A 17,950-nucleotide genomic window follows, 5' to 3' on the forward strand; every position below is an offset into this window, starting at 1 on the left:
CGGTTTCTGCGGACGGCTCAAAAACGTCGCGGAACCACCTGCCGAACGATGGCTCACTCCTCGGACACGGAATCGTCCGCCGCCTTCGACCTCGCGACCGTCACCACCGGTCGAGTCGACTCGAGGAGGATCTCCTGGGCGGTACTCCCGAAGAGCGCCTTTCCGATCGGCGATCGCCGCCGGCCGCCGACCACGATGTACCTCGCGTCCCGCTCGTCGGCGTACCGGAGTATCTCGTCGGCGGGGAACCCGACGAGTCCGACCGCCGTGAACTCGTCCGTAACGGCCGTCCCGACGCTTTCGGCGTGAACACGCGCGCGCTCGTCGTCATCCATCTCGAGGGGGTCTCTGGAGCCCTCGGACGCATCGAGACGAACTCGCTTCGTCGTCTCGTACTGTCCGGCGACGTGGACGACGTGCAGCTCCGTTCCGAACCGTTCGGCGAGTTTGGCTCCCTCGGCGACGACGTGCTCGGCGTCGTCGGACCGGTCGATCGCTGCGATGATCGTCATACCGTCCTCTCGGATAGCAAATATATAAACTATCGGGAGGGTCCACGATCCGTCGATCGATACGCGTTCGATCACGCTTCTCGACGAACGCTGTCGAAGCGTTTCCCGTACGGGGGAAAGGACCCACGTACGAAGGAAAGAATAAGTACCCCCCACGATAACGGATCCCATATGGTCGATAACACCATAATAGATCGTCGAAGATTCATCCAGGCGACGGGAACCGGAGCCGCGCTCGCGACGACCGGTCTCGCCGGGTGTACGGACGCGATTCCGGGCGGGGAAGAGGAGTTCCCGAATCAGGACATCGAGATGATCTGCCCGTGGTCCGAGGGCGGCGGAACGGACCAGACGGGACGCCAGTTGGCGAGCGGCGCCGAGGAACAGCTCGACGTCTCCGTGTTCGTGAGCAACCAGACGGGTGGTACCGGGAGCGTAGGGTTCAACGCGACCGCGAACGCCACGCCGGACGGTCACACCGTCGGAATCCTGACCGTCGAGCTCGTCACGATCGAGCATCTCGGGGTCGCCGACGTCAACCACGAGGACGTGATGCCGATCATGCAGTACAACTTCGATCCGGCGGCGCTCACGGTCCCCGAGGACGCCCCCTACGACACCCTCGGGGAGTTCATCGACTACGCCGAGGACAACCCGGGCGAGATCAGCGTCTCGAACTCCGGACCCGGCGGCATCTGGCACCTCTCGGCCGCCGGTTTCGCCCAGGAAGCGGGTATCGAGCTGGACCACGTCGGTTATAACGGCGCCGCACCCGCCACCGAAGCCGTCCTCAACGGCGAGGTCGAGGCGACGACCTCGAGCGGTGCGGAGGTCGCCCCGCAGGTGCTCGACGGCCCGCTCAAGACGCTCGCCACCTTCGGCGAGGAGCGTCTCGACATCATGCCCGAGGTACCGACGCTCATCGAGGAGGACGTCGACTTCACGATGGGTGCCTGGCGCGGCCTCGGCGTCCCGAACGACACGCCCGAGGACCGAATCGACACGCTGTACGAGACGTTCTACGACGTCTACGAGTCCGACGACTTCCGGGAGTTCATGGACAACAGCGGGTTCGGACTCATCCACCGCGACACCGAGGAATTCGGCGAGTTCATGCAGCAGTCCTACGAGGACTTCGGCGAACTCATCGACAACCTGGATCTGCAGGGATAGCCCGACGACCGTCGACGGCGGGGCCGATCCGGCGACCGCCGTCTTCTTTACCGTACCCATGACACTACACGATATGACATGACGCTGAACATCAGATATACCGACGAGATCGGCGGCGCAATCCTGCTGTTCTTCGTCGCCGTGATGTACCTCTACACCGAGGGATTCCCGTCCGGGTTCGGAAGCACCTCTCCCGCGTTCTTCCCGCGGGTCATCGGCGGACTGATCGCCGTCTTTGCGATCGCCCAGATCGTGAGGGGAATCCGTTCCGAGACGGTCCAGACTCGCGAGATCGAGCGGTCCGTCCTCGTGACGGTCGCCGCCGCGGCGGGCTTGGTCTTCGGATACGTGGTGTTACTCCCGTTCCTCGGGTTCCTGATCGCCACGATCGCGTTTTTGATCGTCAGCATGCACTTTTCGGGGGTCGAACGGACCCGTCGCTCCGTTCCGGTGGCCCTGATCGTGACCCTTGTGTTGTTCTACATCTTCGATCGGTTCCTCCGCGTGCCGCTTCCGGAGAACCCGTTCGTTCCGATCAGCCGGCTGCTTCCATACCTCTACGGCGGGGTGGGACTGGCATGAGCCGGGATGGGACGAACGGTCAACACGGGAGGCACCGATGACGGTCGTCGGCGGGATCATGGAGGGGCTGTCGCTGGTCCTCCAGCCGCTCCCGTTGATCCTGATCGTCGTCGGCGTCCTGATCGGGATCGCCATGGGCGCGATCCCCGGCATGACCGCGACGATGACCGTCGCCGTCCTGGTCTCGTTCACCTTCGGCATGAACCCGACGGAGGGGATGATGCTCCTTCTCGGGATCTACGGCGGCGCGCTCTTTGCGGGGTCAATCCCCGCGATCTTGATCCGGACGCCCGGGACCCCGAGCGCGGCGGCCACGATATTCGACGGGTTCCCGCTCTCCCAACAGGGGAAAGGCGGGAACGCGATCGGGATCGCGACCGTCGCCTCGTTCGTCGGGGGCGCGACGAGCGTCGTGCTCATCACGTTCATCTCGCCGCAGATCGCGGAGTTCGCGCTCCGGTTCCGGTCGCCGGAGTACTTCGCGCTCGCGTTCTTCGGGCTGACGATCATCGCGAGCGTCAGCGGCGACTCGATCGCGAAGGGGATGATCACCGGGCTGCTCGGGATGTTCATCGCGACGATCGGGCTCGACCCGACGACCGGCTATCCCCGCTTCTCGTTCGGCATTCCGGTGTTGACCTCCGGCGTCCAGTTCATCGCCGTGATGATCGGCCTGTTCGGGCTCGCGGAGGCGTTCAACCGGTACCGCGAGGGGCTCGACGAGATCGACGTCGAACAGGACGTCTCGAACATCATGCCGAGCATGGGTGACCTCACGGAGATCCGCAACGTGGTGTTCTCCTCCAGCATCATCGGCACGTTCATCGGGGCGCTGCCGGGCGCCGGCGGGGACATCGCCTCCTTCGTCACCTACAACGAGGCCAAACGGTGGGCGAGGAACGCGACGCCCCCGTTCGGCGAGGGGAACATCCGCGGCGTCGCGGCCGCGGAGGCCGGGAACAACGCGAGCACCGGCGGCGCGCTCGTGCCGACGCTCACGCTCGGAATTCCCGGCGACTCGGTGACGGCGATCCTGATCGGGGCGCTTTTGGTACACGGGATCCGTCCCGGACCGGGGCTCTTCGAACAGGAGACCGGATTGGTCTTTTCGATCTTCATCGGGTTCTTCTTGGTGTACGTCTGTATCCTCATCCTCGGACTGCTCGGCGCACACATGTGGGTTCGGATCATCAACTTCCCGCCGCAGTACCTCTGGCCCGTGATCATCGTGTTGTGTGTCGTCGGTTCGTTCGCCCTTCGTGGAGGGATCTTCGACGTCTGGACGATGGCGCTCGCCGGACTGCTCGGGTTCGTGATACGGATGGACGATTACCCGTTGGCACCCATGGTTCTTGGACTCATCCTGGGTCCGATCGCCGAACAGAACCTGCGTCGATCGCTACAGCTGTCGGACGGCTCCATCGACATCTTCCTCGCGAGCCCCATCGCGATGGCCATCCTCGGCCTGTCGGTGATCTCGCTGTTCTCGCCGTTCATCGCCGAACGAGTGACCGGAAATTGACGCATCCGGGCGATCGGCGTTCCACCGATCGACGTTCCACCTTCCGATCGACCGGGGTTCGACCTTCCGACCGATCGCGCCCGTTGATCCGACCGATCGCATCTGGCAGTCCGACTGATCGGGTTCGACGTCGATACCCACCTTTACACTACTGATCGACGAACGTCGTAATAATTCTGACGGGAGACTCGTTCACCGTTCGGGAGGTCGACGTCAATAGTGGGTTTATAGGTCCTCATCCGGCGAAAAAACCGAATACCACTCATACTCATGTTATTTTAACTATCTACACATGCAATATATTACGTCGATCAACGAACTACCGGGCGATCAATAGTATTTGTTAATGACGAAAAAAGCCATTCGTAATCGATTCACTTCGACGGGAGCGTTCGATCTCGTTCCAGATACTTACAGAACTATTTTTGTAATTCCCATCGCCTTCCGGGGCATCTCGTCGATTCGTGCGTCTCCGTACCCGGAGGCGCACCGTATCGGTCGTCCCACGAGCGACCCGGATCTCCAGGTTCGAGTGTTCGATCGATCGTTACAAAAAGCCGATTTCGTATTATCGTTCAATATAAATCAGCTATACCCGGAGATATTGTGTATATATTGTATTTTTCCAGCATATACGATTTTGATTCAATAGATAACCAATAAATCTGTTTTATATCTAATTTGACTCTCCCAAAACACGTGTCGCGGTTCTCGGTCGAGAAAGATCACTCACACGTCGTGTCCTCGAGAAGGCGGAACCGGGAACGCCCCGGGATCTGACGACAGGCGCGCGCCTGTCGGCCAGGGTTTATATAGGATGGCCGAGAATCGGGAGGTATCAATGAGTACGGCTGATTCGACACCCAGATCCGAGTCCCGGGAGCGCGAGTCGGAGCCGATCCTGGAGACGACCGATCTGACGAAGAAGTTCGGATCGCTCGTCGCCAACGACGGGATCGACTTCTCGGTCACGGACGGGGAGATCCGCGGACTGATCGGTCCGAACGGGAGCGGGAAGTCGACCTTCTTCAACACCGTCTCGGGCTTTTACAAGCCGACGTCGGGCACCGTCCGGTTCAACGGGACCGACGTGACCGGGTGGAAGCCGTACGCGATCGCCCGCGAGGGGCTCGCGCGAACCTTCCAGATCACTACGCCGTTCGAGGAGATGACGGTGCGGGACAACCTCCTCGCGGTCCCGAACGACGACGACGTCGATTCGCGCGAGCGCGCCGCCGAGATCCTCGAGTTCCTGGAGATCGACCACCTCGCCGACGATCTCGCAGACGAGATGAGCGGCGGCCAACAGAAGCTGTTGGAGCTCGCGCGCATCCTGATGCTCGACCCCGACTGCATCATGCTCGACGAGCCCACCGCCGGCGTCAATCCCGCCCTCCAAGAGCGGATCCTGGATCACATCCGCGAGATGAACCGGCAGGGGACGTCGTTCGTCATCGTCGAGCACGACATGGACATGATAAAGCAGATCGCCGACACGGTCACCGTCTTCGACCAGGGACGGGTCATCGCCGAGGGAGCCTTCGACGACGTGAAGGGCGATCCACGCGTCCGTGAGGCGTATCTCGGCAGCGCCGACGAGTCCGAAAGCGCCGAGTCGATCCTCGAGGATGCGTCCGCGGACGAGGGGACGGCGACTCCGGCGGATACCGGCGACCGACTGGTCGCCACGGACGTGGTGACCGGCTACGGCAAACACGAGGTCGTCCACGGCATCTCGATGGAGAGCCGCCCCGGCGTCACCTGCATCTTCGGTCCGAACGGGAGCGGGAAGTCGACGATGCTGAAGTCGTTGAACGGGCTCGTTCCGGCCTGGTCGGGCAGCGTCGAGTACGGCGACGTCGACCTCACGGAACTGGCCCCGCGTGAGATCGCCCGAAAGGGCGTCGCCACGCTACCCCAGGAGGGCGGCGTGCTCGGCGACTTGACCGTCAAGGAGAACCTGCGGGTCGGGGCGTTGAACGTCCTCGACGACGACGAACGTATCGAGGAGAACTACCGGACGGTGCTCGAGGAGTTCCCGATCCTGGAGGAGAAGCTCGACGACAAGGCGCGCTCGCTTTCGGGCGGCCAGCAGATGATGGTCAGCTTCGGGCGCGCGATGATGCTCGACGCCGACGTCTACCTGCTCGACGAGCCGACGGCCGGGCTCGCGCCCTCCCTCGTCGACGACGTCTTCGATCTCGTGCAGGTCCTCGTCGACCAGGGCTCCCACGTCATCCTCATCGAACAGAACGTGCGAGCCGCGATGCGGATCGCCGACTACGTCTACATCCTCGCGCAGGGCGACCTCCAGTTCGAGGGGACGCCGAGTTCCCTCACGAACGAGGACGAGCTGATCGACCTGTATCTCGGCATCTAAATCCGGTTCGCGGTCGGGATTTCGGCTGCTTCGACATCACGCTTTCTCACGTTGGGCGTCCACGCCGACCGTCGCCAAACGTGGCTCCGGTCGCTCGCGACGACGTCGACTGAAGCCGCAAAAAAGACCGAACGTCGAGAATCCCTCGAGGCGTTACTCCTCGGTGTAGTCCGGCTGGGGGATGTTCGTCACGTCGATGCCCTCGAGGCGCGCCTCCTCGGGGAAGATGGAGTAGAGGTCCGGCGTGCCGTCGGTGACCTCCGGGTGCCAGATGTCGTCGTCGTAGGTGTCCTCCTGCCACTGGTGGCCGACGACGCTGATGCGTTCGTTCTGTTGGGTCTCCTCGTTGAAGCTGACGCCCCACGAGGTCGCGCTGGTGTTCAGCTCGCGATCGAGGGCGAACGCCTCCTCGCGGATGGTGTCGAGGTCGTAGGAGTCGGCGTTCTCCATCACGTCGAAGAGGACGTTGGCGCCGAAGTAGTTCGCGAGCGAGTGGCCCGAAAGCGGCGGGTCGCCGAACTCGTCGGCGTACAGCTGGACGAACTCCTCGATGCCGGGCGCGAACTCGGGGTTCGTGTTGTACTGGGTGAAGTCCTCGTTGAACACGCCGAGGGCCGTGTTGTCGCCGACGTTCTCGCGGTAGGTGGTGAGCGAGTAGCCGCCGCCGTTACCGACGGCAGCCGGGATGAACACGTCGAGGTTCGAAAGCTGGGTCCAAAGCAGGTCGATGTCGGCGTCGTAGCCGGTGTGGTTGAGGACGTCGACGTCCGCCTCGCCGAGCCGCTGGACCGCGGAGGAGAGGTCGGAGGTGTCGGCCTCGTACTCGATGTCCTCGACGACGTTGAGTCCGAGGTCCTCGGCCGCGCTGCGCGCCGAGTCACCGACGGCGTTGCCGTACTCGCCGCTCTCGTACATGATCGCGACGTTGAGGTCGGACGGATCCGTATCCAGAGCCGGCGCGATGACGTTCGCCGTGAGGTCCATCCCGTCACGCCCGAAGAAGCTCGCGGGCGCACACGTTCGGAACGTGTTGTCCGCCCCCTCCTCGGTGATGCTGTCGGCGACGGCGCCGAGCTCCCAGTAGGGCAGATCGTAGGTCGAAGCACGGCGCGAGGACGCCGCGGAGATCGTACTCGAGTAGCTTCCGACCGTGACCGGGACCTCCTCGACCGTGGCGAGGCTCTCGACCGCGCTCACGCCCGCGTCGGCGTCGGGCGCGTCCTTGGTGACGAGCGAGACCTCCTCGCCGCTTATGCCGCCGTTCGCGTTCCGCTCCTTGACGGCCAGTTCCACGCCCCGAAGGCTCTCCTCGCCGAGCTGTGCGAGGCCGCCCGAAAGCGGGAACAGCGCGCCGACGCGAACGCCGTCGGCGTCGCCGTTGCCGTTTCCGCCGCTCGTCCCGCCGTTGCCGTTTCCGCCGTTTCCGCCATTCCCGTTGCCGCCACCGCCGTTGCCGTTTCCGCCGTTCCCGCCGTTTCCTGTACATCCCGCGAGGCCGACGGCGAAGCCGGCACCACCGATCGTCTTCACGAACGTACGCCTACTACTGTTGGGGTTTGGCATACCACATAATTCTTAACCCACAATACATATAGTTATCGCACTGGACGTGACGAGCGGTCGGTGACGGCGACGCGAAACCGGGATCGTTCGGGATCGAGGAGGCGATCGGCATCGAATGGACATCCGATCGAGGACGCCAACGCCGTCGTGATCGCCGCGGACGTGACGGCGCGTCGCGATCGGCGCCGACGTAACGGCAATTTATTTAAGCGGCCGTCTGAATCTACCCCTATGGTAGATTTACTCATACGGGCGGTGTCATACGGCATCCTCACCGGTGGGATCTACGTGCTCGTGGCCGTCGGGCTGACGCTCATCTTCGGCGTGATGGACGTCGTCAACTTCGCCCACGGGGCGTACCTCATGCTCGCGATGTACGCGACCCACGTTCTGTGGTCGACCTTCGATCTCAATCCGTTCGTGGCCATACTGGTCGTCGCGCCGTTGTTCTTCGTCTTCGGCGCGGTGAGCTATCGGGTGCTCATCCACCCGATAATGGGCCGATCGATGTTCGCGCAGATCTTCGTCACCGTCGGCATGATCTGGGTCTTCGAGAACGTCGCGCTCTACGTCTTTAGCCCGACCCCCGTCCGGGTCCGCGGGCTATACGGGCGCCTCGAGTTCGCCGGGGTTCCCTTCGAGGAGGTCCGTGTCTACGGGTTCGCGATCGCCGTGGTGACCACGATCCTGTTGTACGCGTTCCTGTATCGAACCACGACCGGACTCAACATCCGCGCCACGGCCGAGTCCTCCGACATCGCGGAGCTGATGGGCATCGACGTCGACCGCATCTACATGTTGACCTTCGGGCTGGGGATCGCGCTCGTCGGCGTCGCCGGCACGATCACCGTCCAGCTCGACTCGGCCGAGCCGACCGTGTGGTCCTACTACGTGCTCATCGCGTTCGTCATCGTCGTCCTCGGCGGGCTCGGAAACGTCACCGGCACCCTGCTCGCGGGACCGCTCATCGGGATCATCGAGTCGCTCGCCGGGCTGTACCTGAGCCCCTCGATGGGTCCGCCCATCTACTACGCCATCTTCATCGCGATCCTCGTGCTTCGTGCGACCGGCCACATGGACTCGTTCACCGCGAGACTTCGTAGCCTGAAGTCAGGAGGTGTCTCCGGATGAGCACCGACTCGCGCGGCCGGTTCGGCTTCGAGGGCGTCCTCGACGCGCTCGGACACCCGCGGGTGTACCTGCCGCTTTTGCTCGCGGTTGGGCTGCTTCCGCTCCCGCGGTTCGTTCCGTCGTTTTACGTACACATCTCCATCCTCGTCTTCCTCATCGGATCGTGTGCGGTGGCCTGGAACATCATCGGCGGGTTCGGCGGCCAGTTCTCGCTCGGGAACGCGATGTTTCTGGGCATCGGCGCCTACGCGACCAGCATCCTGATCATGACCCACGGGATGAGCGCCTGGGTCGGGATGGGCGTCGGGATCCTCCTCGCGGTGCTCGCCGCCATCGTCGTCGGCTATCCCTCCTTCCTGCTCACCGGCCACTACTTCGCGCTGGCGACGATCGCCGTCGTGGAAGGGCTGTGGTACCTCGCGATCCACTTTTCGGACCTGACCGGCGGATCCGCCGGTCTCTCCGTCTACGGCGACCCGGGATGGACGACGCTCATCTTCCCGAACCGGGCTCCGTACTTCTACCTGGCGTACGCGCTGTTCCTGGGGAGCATCGCCGTCTCCATCTACATCCGCTACTCCCGACTGGGGTACTACCTGCTCGCGATCCGCGAGAACCAGCAGGCCGCCGAGTCGATCGGGATCAACACGACGCGGTCGAAGATATACGGCTTCATCATCAGCGCGGTCATCACCTCCATCGCCGGCAGCCTGTATGCGGTCTACATCCAGTTCCTCTCGCCGGGCGCGACGTTCTCGCTGGATCTCTCCATTCAGTTCGCGCTCGCGACGCTCATCGGCGGGATCGGGACGATCGCCGGCCCGATCGTCGGAACGCTGCTTTTGATCCCGCTTGAGGAGTACGCGACGACGGTCCTCGGCGGCCAGTACGGCGCGCTCAGCTACATCGGCTACGGCGTCGTGTTGATCCTCTTCATCATCTACGCGCCCGAGGGGCTCGTCGAACGCCTCCGGTTCGTCGGCGACCGGATCGAGTCGGCCGCACCGAACTTTTCATCACGGTCGGAGCCCACTGCTCGAGAGGAGACCGATGACTGACGTACGATTCCTCACGAGCGAGGACGTGACCGGACTCGCAACGGTGACCGAATACGTGGACGCGGTTCGCGACGCCTATCGCCAGCGCGGCGAGGGCGCGCCCGCAAAGCCGCGAACGAAGCTGAAGAACGAGGACCCCGCCGGCATGATGACCGGCTACCTCTCGATCCTGCCCGACTCCGGCGTGATGGGCGGATACATGTACTCCGCGGGGTTCGGCGCCGGCGACGCCTGGTTCGTGACGCCGCTTTTCGACGCGGAGTCGGGCGCGCCGAAGGCGCTGCTCGACGGCGCCAGCATGAATCCCTTTAAGACCGGCGCCACGGGCGCGGTCGGCGTCGACGCGCTCGCGCGTGAGGACGCCACCGAGCTGGGGATCGTGGGCGCGGGTCCGCAGGCGCGCGGCCAGCTTCGCGCGATCGCGACCGTGCGCGACTTCGAGACGGTCCGGGTTTACTCGCGGACGCCGGAGAGTCGCGAGGCGTTCGCCCAGGAGATGGCGGAGTTCGTCGACGTCGAGATCGTTCCCGTCGAGACGAGCCGCGAGGCGGTCGCGCCCGTCGACGTCGTCGTCACGGCGACGAACGCCTCCGAGCCGGTCGTCGACGACGAGGACGTCACGCCGGGGACACACATCACGGCGATGGGTCAGTACGACCCCGGCGTCCGCGAACTCGAGCCCGAAACGATCGCGCGTGCGACGTACGTCCCCGACCTCCGCGAGCGCGCGTTCCAGGACGCCGGATCGTTCCTCCACGCGCTCGAGGAGGGGCTCGTCGACGATGACCACGTCCACGCCGAGTTGGGCGAGGTCGTCGCGGGCGAGGCGCCGGGTCGCCGGTCCGACGACGAGATCACCGTCTTCGACAGCGGGGGAACGGGCGTCGAGACCGTCGCCGCCGCGAAGCTCCTCTACGACCGTGCGGTCGAACAGGACCTCGGAACGTTCATCGAGCTCTCGCCGGCGAGCGAGGCGCTCACCGGCCGGTAGGGTCGGACCCCGTTTTCGCCCGGGCCGCGGTCGCTGCGACCCCGCCCGCGGGCACAACGATTATGTCCCCCTCGGAACCATCTCCAGGGGATGACGACAGGAGAGACGGTCCTCGTTACCGGCGGTACCGGTTTCATCGGGGCCTACACGGCCGCCGACCTCCTCGATCGCGGCCACGAGGTGGTCAGTTTCGACATTCGAACGGACTCCGAGCCGCTCTCGCGGCTCGACATCGCTGACGACGTACACACGATCCGTGGGGACATCACGGACGCGACCGCGGTCTTTCGCGCGATCGAGAAGACGGACGCAACGCGGATCGTCCATCTCGCCGCGCTTTTGACGAACCGGACCCGGGACGATCCGCGGGCCGCGATCGACGTGAACGTCACCGGGACGAACACGATGTTCGAGGCCGCACGAACCTTCGACCGGATCGAGCGCGTCGTGTGGGCCTCGAGCTCGGCGGTCTATGCGCCCCCCGAACACTACGAGGGCCGTCAGGTGACCGAGGACGACCTGGTGCGTCCGGCGACGCTCTACGGCGCCGCGAAGGCCTACAACGAGCGGCAGGCGGAGGTCTATCGCGAGGACCACGGGGTCTCCCACGTCGGGTTGCGCCCGACGCTCGTCTACGGACCCTATCGAGAGAGCGGAAGCGCGACCTCATTCACCCGCGTGATCGAGGGGCCGGCGCTCGGCGAGTCCGTCGAGATCGGTCCCGCTGACGCGGTCTTCGACTGGCAGTACGCCACCGACGCGGCACACGCGTTCGCGACGGCGGCGTTCGTGCCCGACGAGGTCATCTCGTGGCCGGCCTACAACGTCTGCGGGACCCAGGCCACCCTGGCGGACGTCGCCGACGTCGTCCGCGACCTGCTTCCCGACGCCGACATCGAGGTGACGGCGGAGGGCGAGTGTCCCTGGACCCACACGATGGACGACTCGGCGGCGCGCGCCGACCTCGGCTACGACCCCGACTACGACGACCTGCGGAAGGGCGTCAAACGATACGTGAACGTGCTCAGGCGGGACAACGGTCTGGAGCCGGTCTGATCGAACGGTCCCATCCCGACCAGGCGAACGGCGCCGAACCGACCAGTCGAGCGCCCTCGTTCCGACCTGATCGACGGGACGTTCGATCGACGGGACGAGGAAAAAATTCGAAACGCGAACTACGAGGGCGGGACGGCAGTCCGGCTCCCCGAAGGGGGAGTTACTCGTTGTGCGTCACGTAGACGGCCTTCTCGTGGGTGTAGAAGTCGAGCGCCTGGCGACCCTGCTCCTTGAAGGTCTCCGTGCTCGAGTTCTTGCGACCGCCGAAGGGCATCTGCATCTCGACGCCCGTCGAGGTCTGGTTCACCTTCACGATGCCCGTCTCGATGTCGCGGGCGAACTGCTTGGCGTGGTCCAGACGGTTCGTACAGATGGACGCGGAGAGGCCGTACTCGACGCCGTTCGCGACCTCCATGGCCTCCTCGTAGTCCCCGACCTCGATGACCGAGAGGACGGGTCCGAAGATCTCCTCCTGTGCGATCCGCATGTCGGGCTCGACGTCGGTGAAGACGGCCGGCTCGATGTAGTGGCCGCCGGCGAACTCGCCGTCCTCGATCCGGCTTCCTCCGGTGCGAAGCGTGGCGCCCTCCGACTCGCCGATCTCGACGTACTCGAGGTCGCCCTCGAGGCTGTCCGCCGAGGACTTCGGTCCCAGGTCGGAGCCCTCCTCGAGGGGATGTCCGACGGTGAGCGACTCGACGCGCTCGAGGAGGCGATCGACGTACTCGTCGTGGACCTCGTCGAGAACCACGGCGCGGCTCGTGGCGGTACACGCCTGCCCGGAGAGGCCGGTGAACGCGCCGTTGATCGTCAACTCGACGGCCAGGTCGATGTCCGCGCTTTCGTCGACGATGATCGGGTTCTTGCCGCCCATCTCACACTGGACGCGCTTGCCGGCCTCCGCGGCCGCGGTGTGGACGTGGTCGCCGACCTGGTAGCTGCCCGTGAAGGTGACGATGTCGACGTCGTCGTTCGTCGTGATCTCGTCGCCCACGTCGCTGCCGGAGCCGGGGACGAAGTTGATGACGCCCTCCGGAACGCCCGCCTCCTCGAATGCGCGCACGAGCTCGGCCGCGATGGCCGGCGTCTGGGAGGCCGGCTTGAAGACGATCGTGTTGCCGGCGACGAGCGCCGGGGCGATCTTCCAGGTCGGGATCGCGATCGGGTAGTTCCACGGCGTGATGACGCCCGCCGTCCCCCACGGCTCGCGCTGGGTGTAGGTGAGCGTGTTCTCGCTGGCGCTCGGGGGCGCGTTGCCGCCGGCGTCGCGTGCGACCTCGGCGTAGTAGTTGAGCAGGTCGATCGTGCGCTGAAGCTCGCCGCTCGCCGCGCCGATCGTCTTGCCCATCTCGCGGGTGACGAGCCGGCTGAGCTCCTCCTTTCGGTCCTCGATGATGGAGGCGGTCTCGTGGAGGTAGGCGCCGCGCTCGTGGGTCGTCAGGGACGCCCACTCGTCTTGGGTCTCGACCGCGGCGTCGATCGCCGCCTGCGCGTCCGCGCGGTCGCCCTTTGCGACCTCGGCGACGACCTCGTCGGCGTCGCTCGGATCCGTGGAGACGATCGACTCGTCGGTGTCGGTGATCCACTCGCCCGCAACGTACAGCCCGGTTGGCTTCGAGCGTTGTTCTGACATCGTACCGTCCATTGCCGAGGATGGAGTATAAGGGTTCTGTGTCCCTCCTCGCGGGACGTGGTAGCTACACCCAAAAGATAAGTATCGAACTCGCGAGTATCCGATCGAATGCAATCGAGCGCACTCGTCATGGAGGAGCCGGGCAGCCTCGCACAGCGCGAGCTCGAGGTCCCGGATCTCGGCCCGAACGACGTCCTCGTCGAGGTCGAGCTGAGCGGCATCTGCGGGTCGGACGTGCACATGAACGACGGCGGGATGGATCTCGAGTTCCCGGTCGTTCCCGGCCACGAGTTCGCCGGGAGGGTCGCCGGCGTGGGCGAGTCGGTCGAAAGCGACTCGAAGGGCGACCCGATCGCGGAGGGCGACCCGATCACGGTCGTGCCCGGGATCGTCTGCGGCGAGTGTTGGTACTGCGACAACGTTCCGGCCCGCCCGACGACCTGTGAGGACCGCGACGTCTACGGCTTCCTGAACGTCGACTACCGACAGGGGATCCACGGCGGGTTCAGCGAGTACGTCCTCGTCGACGACCGGGCCAGCTTCTACCGCCTCCCCGACGGCATGGACGTCGAGCTGGGCGCGCTCGCGGAGCCGCTTTCGGTCGCCACCCGGGCCTTCGAGCGCGGGTTCGCTCCGGGCGTCCCGGACGCACGCGAGGGGTTCGGGATCGGCAAGTCGGTCGCCATCCAGGGGGCCGGTCCCGTGGGACTGCTCGCCGCCAGCGCCGCGAAGGCGGGCGGCGCCGGAGAGGTGATCATGGTCGACGCGGTCGAGGAGCGGCTCGAACTCGCCGAACGGTTCGGCGCGACGGAGACCGTGAACTTCACGGACTACGAGGGCGAGGAGGCCCTGATCGACGGCGTGAAGTCGCTCACGAGCGGCCACGTCGGCCCGGATCTCGTCATCGAGGCGGCCGGCGTCCCCGACGCCGTGACCCAGGGCATCGAGATCGCCCGCGACGGCGGCACGCTCGTCGAGGTCGGTCACTACGCCTACAACGGCGAGACGGACCTCAACCCGACCCGGATCGTCCAGAAGGACCTCGACGTCCACGGCAGCCTCGCGTACCCGCCCATTCAGTTCGAGACGGCCATCTCGCTCCTCGACCAGCTCGGCGGGGAGGTCCCCTTCAGGGAGCTGTTCAACTGCAAGACCGACTTCGAGGACGCCGAAACGGCCTACGAGAGACAGGCGAGCGGCGAGGCCTACCGGGCGACCATCCACCCGGGCGGCGTCTGAGACCATGAGGCGTCTCATCGCTCCCGCCTCCTACGTGCAGGGCCGCGACGTGCTCTCGAACGCCGATTCGTTCGCGGCGCTCTCGGCAGACCGGGCGCTGCTTCTGGGCGGCGAGACCGCGCTCTCGACCGCCGAGTCCGACCTCCGATCGGGCTTGGAGGCGGCCGGTATCGACGTGGTCGCGGTCGAACGCGGCGTCGACACGTGCACGTTCGACCGCATCGACGAGCTCGTAGAGCGGGTCGAGACGGCGCGTGCGAACCTGGTCGTCGGGGTCGGCGGCGGCGTGGCGCTCGACACCGCCAAGGCCGTCTCCGAACGGAGCGGCACCGAGCTGGCGATCGTCGCGACCATCGCGAGCACGGACGCCCCGTGTAGCTCCGTGTCAGTCGTCTACGACGCCGACGGCGGGTTCGACGAATACGTTCACAGGCGTCGCAATCCGGAGCTCGTTCTCGTCGACACGGCGATCGTCGCCGAGGCCCCGGAGCGGTTTCTGCGGTACGGGCTCGGCGACGCCTTCGCGACCCGATTCGAGGCGGAGACCGTCGCGGGATCGTGGAACGGGACCCACGCCGGCGGCGTCCCCACGGACGCGGCGTCGACCCTCGCGAGACGGAGCTTTCGGAACGTCGCCGACCACGGTCCGGCGGCGCTCGCCGCGGTTCGTCGAGACGCCGTGACGCCGGCCGTCGAGCGGATCGTGGAGACGAACACGCTGCTTTCCGGGGTCGGCTTCGAGAGCGGCGGCCTGGCCGCGGCCCACGCCTTCGGGAAGGGGTTCTCGCGCGTCGGCGCGAAGGCCCCACACGGACTCACGATCGCCTTCGCGACGATCGCACAGCTCGTCTTGGAGGACCGCGACGCCGACGTCCTCGAGGAGGCGCTCCGGGTCGCCGGATCCGTCGGGATCGACAACGCGCTTTCGGAGCTGGGGATCGACGCCGACCTCGAGGCGGTCGCGACCGAGTCGTGTCGCGACGACACCACGATGTCGAACGAACCGATGGACGTCACGCCGTCGATGGCGGCGGACGCGCTGGCGACGGCCGACGAACTTCTCGAGGAAATCTAAAGAAGTATCTCTCCGTATTTTACGTCTTCGGAGGGGAAGCTTAATACACCTCCGATACCGACGAATTCGACATGGGTTCGAGTGACACACAACGGCGGGAGGTGTACGAGCACCTCCTCTTCGTGCGTCGGTTCGAGGAGCGGGTCCTCGACGCCTACGAGTCGGGCGGGGTGCCCGAGCTGCCACACCTGAGCATCGGACAGGAGGCGGTCGGCGTCGGGGCGACCTACGCGTTGGCCGACGACGACTGGATCGCCCCCTCGCTTCGAACGCGCGCGCCGATCCTGATGCGGGTTCCCCTGGAGACGGTGACGGCCGGCATGTTCGGGACGCGGTCGGGGCCCTCCTCCGGGCGGACGACCCAACACCACATGGGCTCTACGGAACACGCCATTCTCGGGACGACCGGGATGGTCGGGAGCCACCTCAACGCCGCCGTCGGGGCGGGTCTCAGCAGCCGTCAGCTCGGGATCGACCGGGTCTCGATGGTCTTCTTCGGCGACGGCGCGACGACCCGCGGCGAGTTCCACACCGCGCTCAACTACGCCGCGGTCGAGGACCTCCCCGTCGTCTTCGTCATCGAGAACAACCTCTGGACCGAGGAGACGCCGATCAGCGAGGTCGCGGCGGTCGACGACCTCGTCGACTTCGCCGGCCACGACCTGCCGAGCGTGATCGTCGACGGCCAGGACGCCGACGAGGTCGTCGACGTCGCCACGGAGGCGGTCGACCGGGCCCGCAGGGGCGACGGTCCGACCCTCATCGAGGCGAAGACGTACCGGTACCGGCCACACGCGGAGGTCATCCAGGAGCGGCGTCCGAAAGAGGAACTCGAGAAGTGGAAGCGCCGGGATCCGGTCGACATCTACCGCGAGCGCCTGCTCGACCACGGGATCGCGGACGAGGAGTGGCTCGAGGAGATCGACGAGTCGATCCGCGAGGAGATCGACGAGGCGTTCGCGTTCGCCGCCGAGGATCCGCTCCCCGACGAGGAGGCGATGTACCACGTCTACAAGGACGTCGAAGTCGATCGCAACGGGGGTGTCGTCCGATGACGACGAGCGAACTCTCCGTCAGGGAGAGTATCAACCGGGCGCTGGCCGAGGAGCTCGAGCGCGACGAGCGCGTGTTCGTCTACGGCGAGGACGTCGGCGACTACGGCGGCCTCTATCAGGTGACCACGGGACTTCAAGAGGAGTTCGGCGAGGAGCGCGTCTTCGATACGCCGCTTTCGGAGACGATGCTCGGCGGGACCGCCGTCGGCGCCGCGTTGACCGGCACCCGCCCGGTGATGGAGATCATGTTCGGCGACTTCCTCGCGATCATCGCCGACCACGTCACGAACTACGCGGCGAAGATGCACTTCAACTACGGCGACGGGACGAGCGTCCCGCTCGTGATCCGGACCAACTACGGGGCCGGCGACCAGTTCGGGCTCCACCACAGCCAGAGCCCGATCGCGTGGTTCCAGAACGTGCCGGGGATCAAGGTCGTGGCGCCGTCGACGGCCCACGACTACGCCGGCCTGTTGAAGTCCGCCATCCGCGACGACGACCCCGTGATCTTCCTCGAGAACAAGCTCCGCTACGAGGAGGAGGGGACGGTCCCCGACGAGGAGTTCACCGTGCCGCTTTGTCGCTCGGAGGTGAAACGCGAGGGCGAGGACGTCACGATCGTCGCCATCGGTGGGATGGTGGACGTGGCACGGGAGGCCGCCGAGTCGCTCGCCGCGGACGGGGTGGACGCGGAGATCGTCGACCCGCGGACGGTCGTCCCGCTCGACAAGGAGCCCATCTTCGAGTCGGTCCGCAAGACCCACCGGCTCGTGGTCGTCCACGAGGCGGCGACCTTCGGCGGGTTCGGCGGGGAGATCGCGGCCGAGGTCGCAGAGGAGGCGCTGTTCCACCTGGACGCGCCGATCGAGCGCGTCGGCGCCCCCTTCACGCCGGTTCCCTTCGCGGAGAACCTCGAGGAGGCGTACCTCCCCGACGAGGACGACGTGATCGAGGCGGTCCGATCCACCCTCGGTGAGTGA

15 protein-coding genes are annotated in these 17,950 nt (G+C 65.7%); 12 read left to right on the forward strand and 3 right to left on the reverse strand.

Features of this window, described 5'->3' with window-relative positions; genetic code table 11:
- Positions 1 to 53 precede the first annotated feature (53 nt).
- Positions 54 to 512 carry a universal stress protein gene (locus tag ACFQE9_RS03100; RefSeq protein ID WP_379740147.1) on the reverse strand — a complete coding sequence of 153 codons (459 nt, stop codon included), beginning with the start codon at positions 510 to 512 and terminating at the stop codon, positions 54 to 56.
- Between the two features lie 171 nt (positions 513 to 683).
- On the opposite strand from ACFQE9_RS03100, the gene ACFQE9_RS03105 reads away from it, so the two are divergent.
- From ACFQE9_RS03105 to ACFQE9_RS03120, 4 genes are all read left to right on the forward strand, one after another.
- Entirely contained in the window at positions 684 to 1,685 is a 1,002-nt protein-coding gene (locus ACFQE9_RS03105) for a Bug family tripartite tricarboxylate transporter substrate binding protein (RefSeq protein ID WP_379740150.1), read from the forward strand.
- Between the two features lie 78 nt (positions 1,686 to 1,763).
- Positions 1,764 to 2,267, forward strand: a complete 504-nt coding sequence (locus ACFQE9_RS03110) for a tripartite tricarboxylate transporter TctB family protein (protein ID WP_379740153.1) — start codon at positions 1,764 to 1,766, stop codon at positions 2,265 to 2,267.
- 37 nt (positions 2,268 to 2,304) lie between these two features.
- Positions 2,305 to 3,789 carry a tripartite tricarboxylate transporter permease gene (locus ACFQE9_RS03115; RefSeq protein WP_379740156.1) on the forward strand — a complete coding sequence of 495 codons (1,485 nt, stop codon included), beginning with the start codon at positions 2,305 to 2,307 and terminating at the stop codon, positions 3,787 to 3,789.
- Positions 3,790 to 4,630: 841 nt separating this feature from the next.
- Entirely contained in the window at positions 4,631 to 6,169 is a 1,539-nt protein-coding gene (locus tag ACFQE9_RS03120; RefSeq protein WP_379740159.1) for an ATP-binding cassette domain-containing protein, read from the forward strand.
- Between the two features lie 153 nt (positions 6,170 to 6,322).
- Here ACFQE9_RS03120 and ACFQE9_RS03125 read toward each other — a convergent pair whose 3' ends face one another.
- A complete protein-coding gene (locus tag ACFQE9_RS03125; RefSeq protein ID WP_379740162.1) occupies positions 6,323 to 7,732 on the reverse strand; it encodes an ABC transporter substrate-binding protein in 1,410 nt (469 codons plus the stop codon).
- 231 nt (positions 7,733 to 7,963) lie between these two features.
- Between ACFQE9_RS03125 and ACFQE9_RS03130 the strand changes: the two genes are divergently transcribed.
- The 4 genes from ACFQE9_RS03130 to ACFQE9_RS03145 all read left to right on the forward strand — a co-directional run bounded on the left by ACFQE9_RS03130 (position 7,964) and on the right by ACFQE9_RS03145 (position 11,968).
- Entirely contained in the window at positions 7,964 to 8,863 is a 900-nt protein-coding gene (locus tag ACFQE9_RS03130) for a branched-chain amino acid ABC transporter permease (protein WP_379740165.1), read from the forward strand.
- On the forward strand, positions 8,860 to 9,921 hold the full coding sequence (locus tag ACFQE9_RS03135) for a branched-chain amino acid ABC transporter permease (protein WP_379740168.1): 1,062 nt from the start codon (positions 8,860 to 8,862) through the stop codon (positions 9,919 to 9,921). The genes ACFQE9_RS03130 and ACFQE9_RS03135 overlap by 4 nt, the downstream gene beginning before the upstream one ends.
- Positions 9,914 to 10,912: an ornithine cyclodeaminase family protein gene (locus tag ACFQE9_RS03140; protein ID WP_379740171.1), complete on the forward strand. Its 999-nt coding sequence runs from the start codon at positions 9,914 to 9,916 to the stop codon at positions 10,910 to 10,912. Before ACFQE9_RS03135 ends, ACFQE9_RS03140 begins: the two co-directional genes overlap by 8 nt.
- Before the next feature lie 90 nt (positions 10,913 to 11,002).
- A complete protein-coding gene (locus tag ACFQE9_RS03145; RefSeq protein WP_379740184.1) occupies positions 11,003 to 11,968 on the forward strand; it encodes an NAD-dependent epimerase/dehydratase family protein in 966 nt (321 codons plus the stop codon).
- A gap of 160 nt (positions 11,969 to 12,128) precedes the next feature.
- Here ACFQE9_RS03145 and ACFQE9_RS03150 read toward each other — a convergent pair whose 3' ends face one another.
- A complete protein-coding gene (locus tag ACFQE9_RS03150) occupies positions 12,129 to 13,601 on the reverse strand; it encodes an aldehyde dehydrogenase family protein (RefSeq protein ID WP_379740188.1) in 1,473 nt (490 codons plus the stop codon).
- A 108-nt stretch (positions 13,602 to 13,709) separates the two neighbouring features.
- Here ACFQE9_RS03150 and ACFQE9_RS03155 point away from each other — a divergent pair, with 108 nt between their 5' ends.
- The 4 genes from ACFQE9_RS03155 to ACFQE9_RS03170 all read left to right on the forward strand — a co-directional run bounded on the left by ACFQE9_RS03155 (position 13,710) and on the right by ACFQE9_RS03170 (position 17,950).
- Complete coding sequence (locus ACFQE9_RS03155; RefSeq protein ID WP_379740191.1) at positions 13,710 to 14,840, forward strand: zinc-dependent alcohol dehydrogenase; 1,131 nt, start codon at positions 13,710 to 13,712, stop codon at positions 14,838 to 14,840.
- A gap of 4 nt (positions 14,841 to 14,844) precedes the next feature.
- A complete protein-coding gene (locus ACFQE9_RS03160; RefSeq protein WP_379740194.1) occupies positions 14,845 to 15,915 on the forward strand; it encodes a glycerol dehydrogenase in 1,071 nt (356 codons plus the stop codon).
- A 71-nt stretch (positions 15,916 to 15,986) separates the two neighbouring features.
- Complete coding sequence (locus ACFQE9_RS03165; protein ID WP_379740197.1) at positions 15,987 to 16,970, forward strand: thiamine pyrophosphate-dependent dehydrogenase E1 component subunit alpha; 984 nt, start codon at positions 15,987 to 15,989, stop codon at positions 16,968 to 16,970.
- Complete coding sequence (locus tag ACFQE9_RS03170) at positions 16,967 to 17,950, forward strand: alpha-ketoacid dehydrogenase subunit beta (protein WP_379740200.1); 984 nt, start codon at positions 16,967 to 16,969, stop codon at positions 17,948 to 17,950. Before ACFQE9_RS03165 ends, ACFQE9_RS03170 begins: the two co-directional genes overlap by 4 nt.

The sequence above is a fragment of the Halopenitus salinus genome (assembly GCF_042662125.1).
GTDB lineage: Archaea > Halobacteriota > Halobacteria > Halobacteriales > Haloferacaceae > Halopenitus > Halopenitus salinus.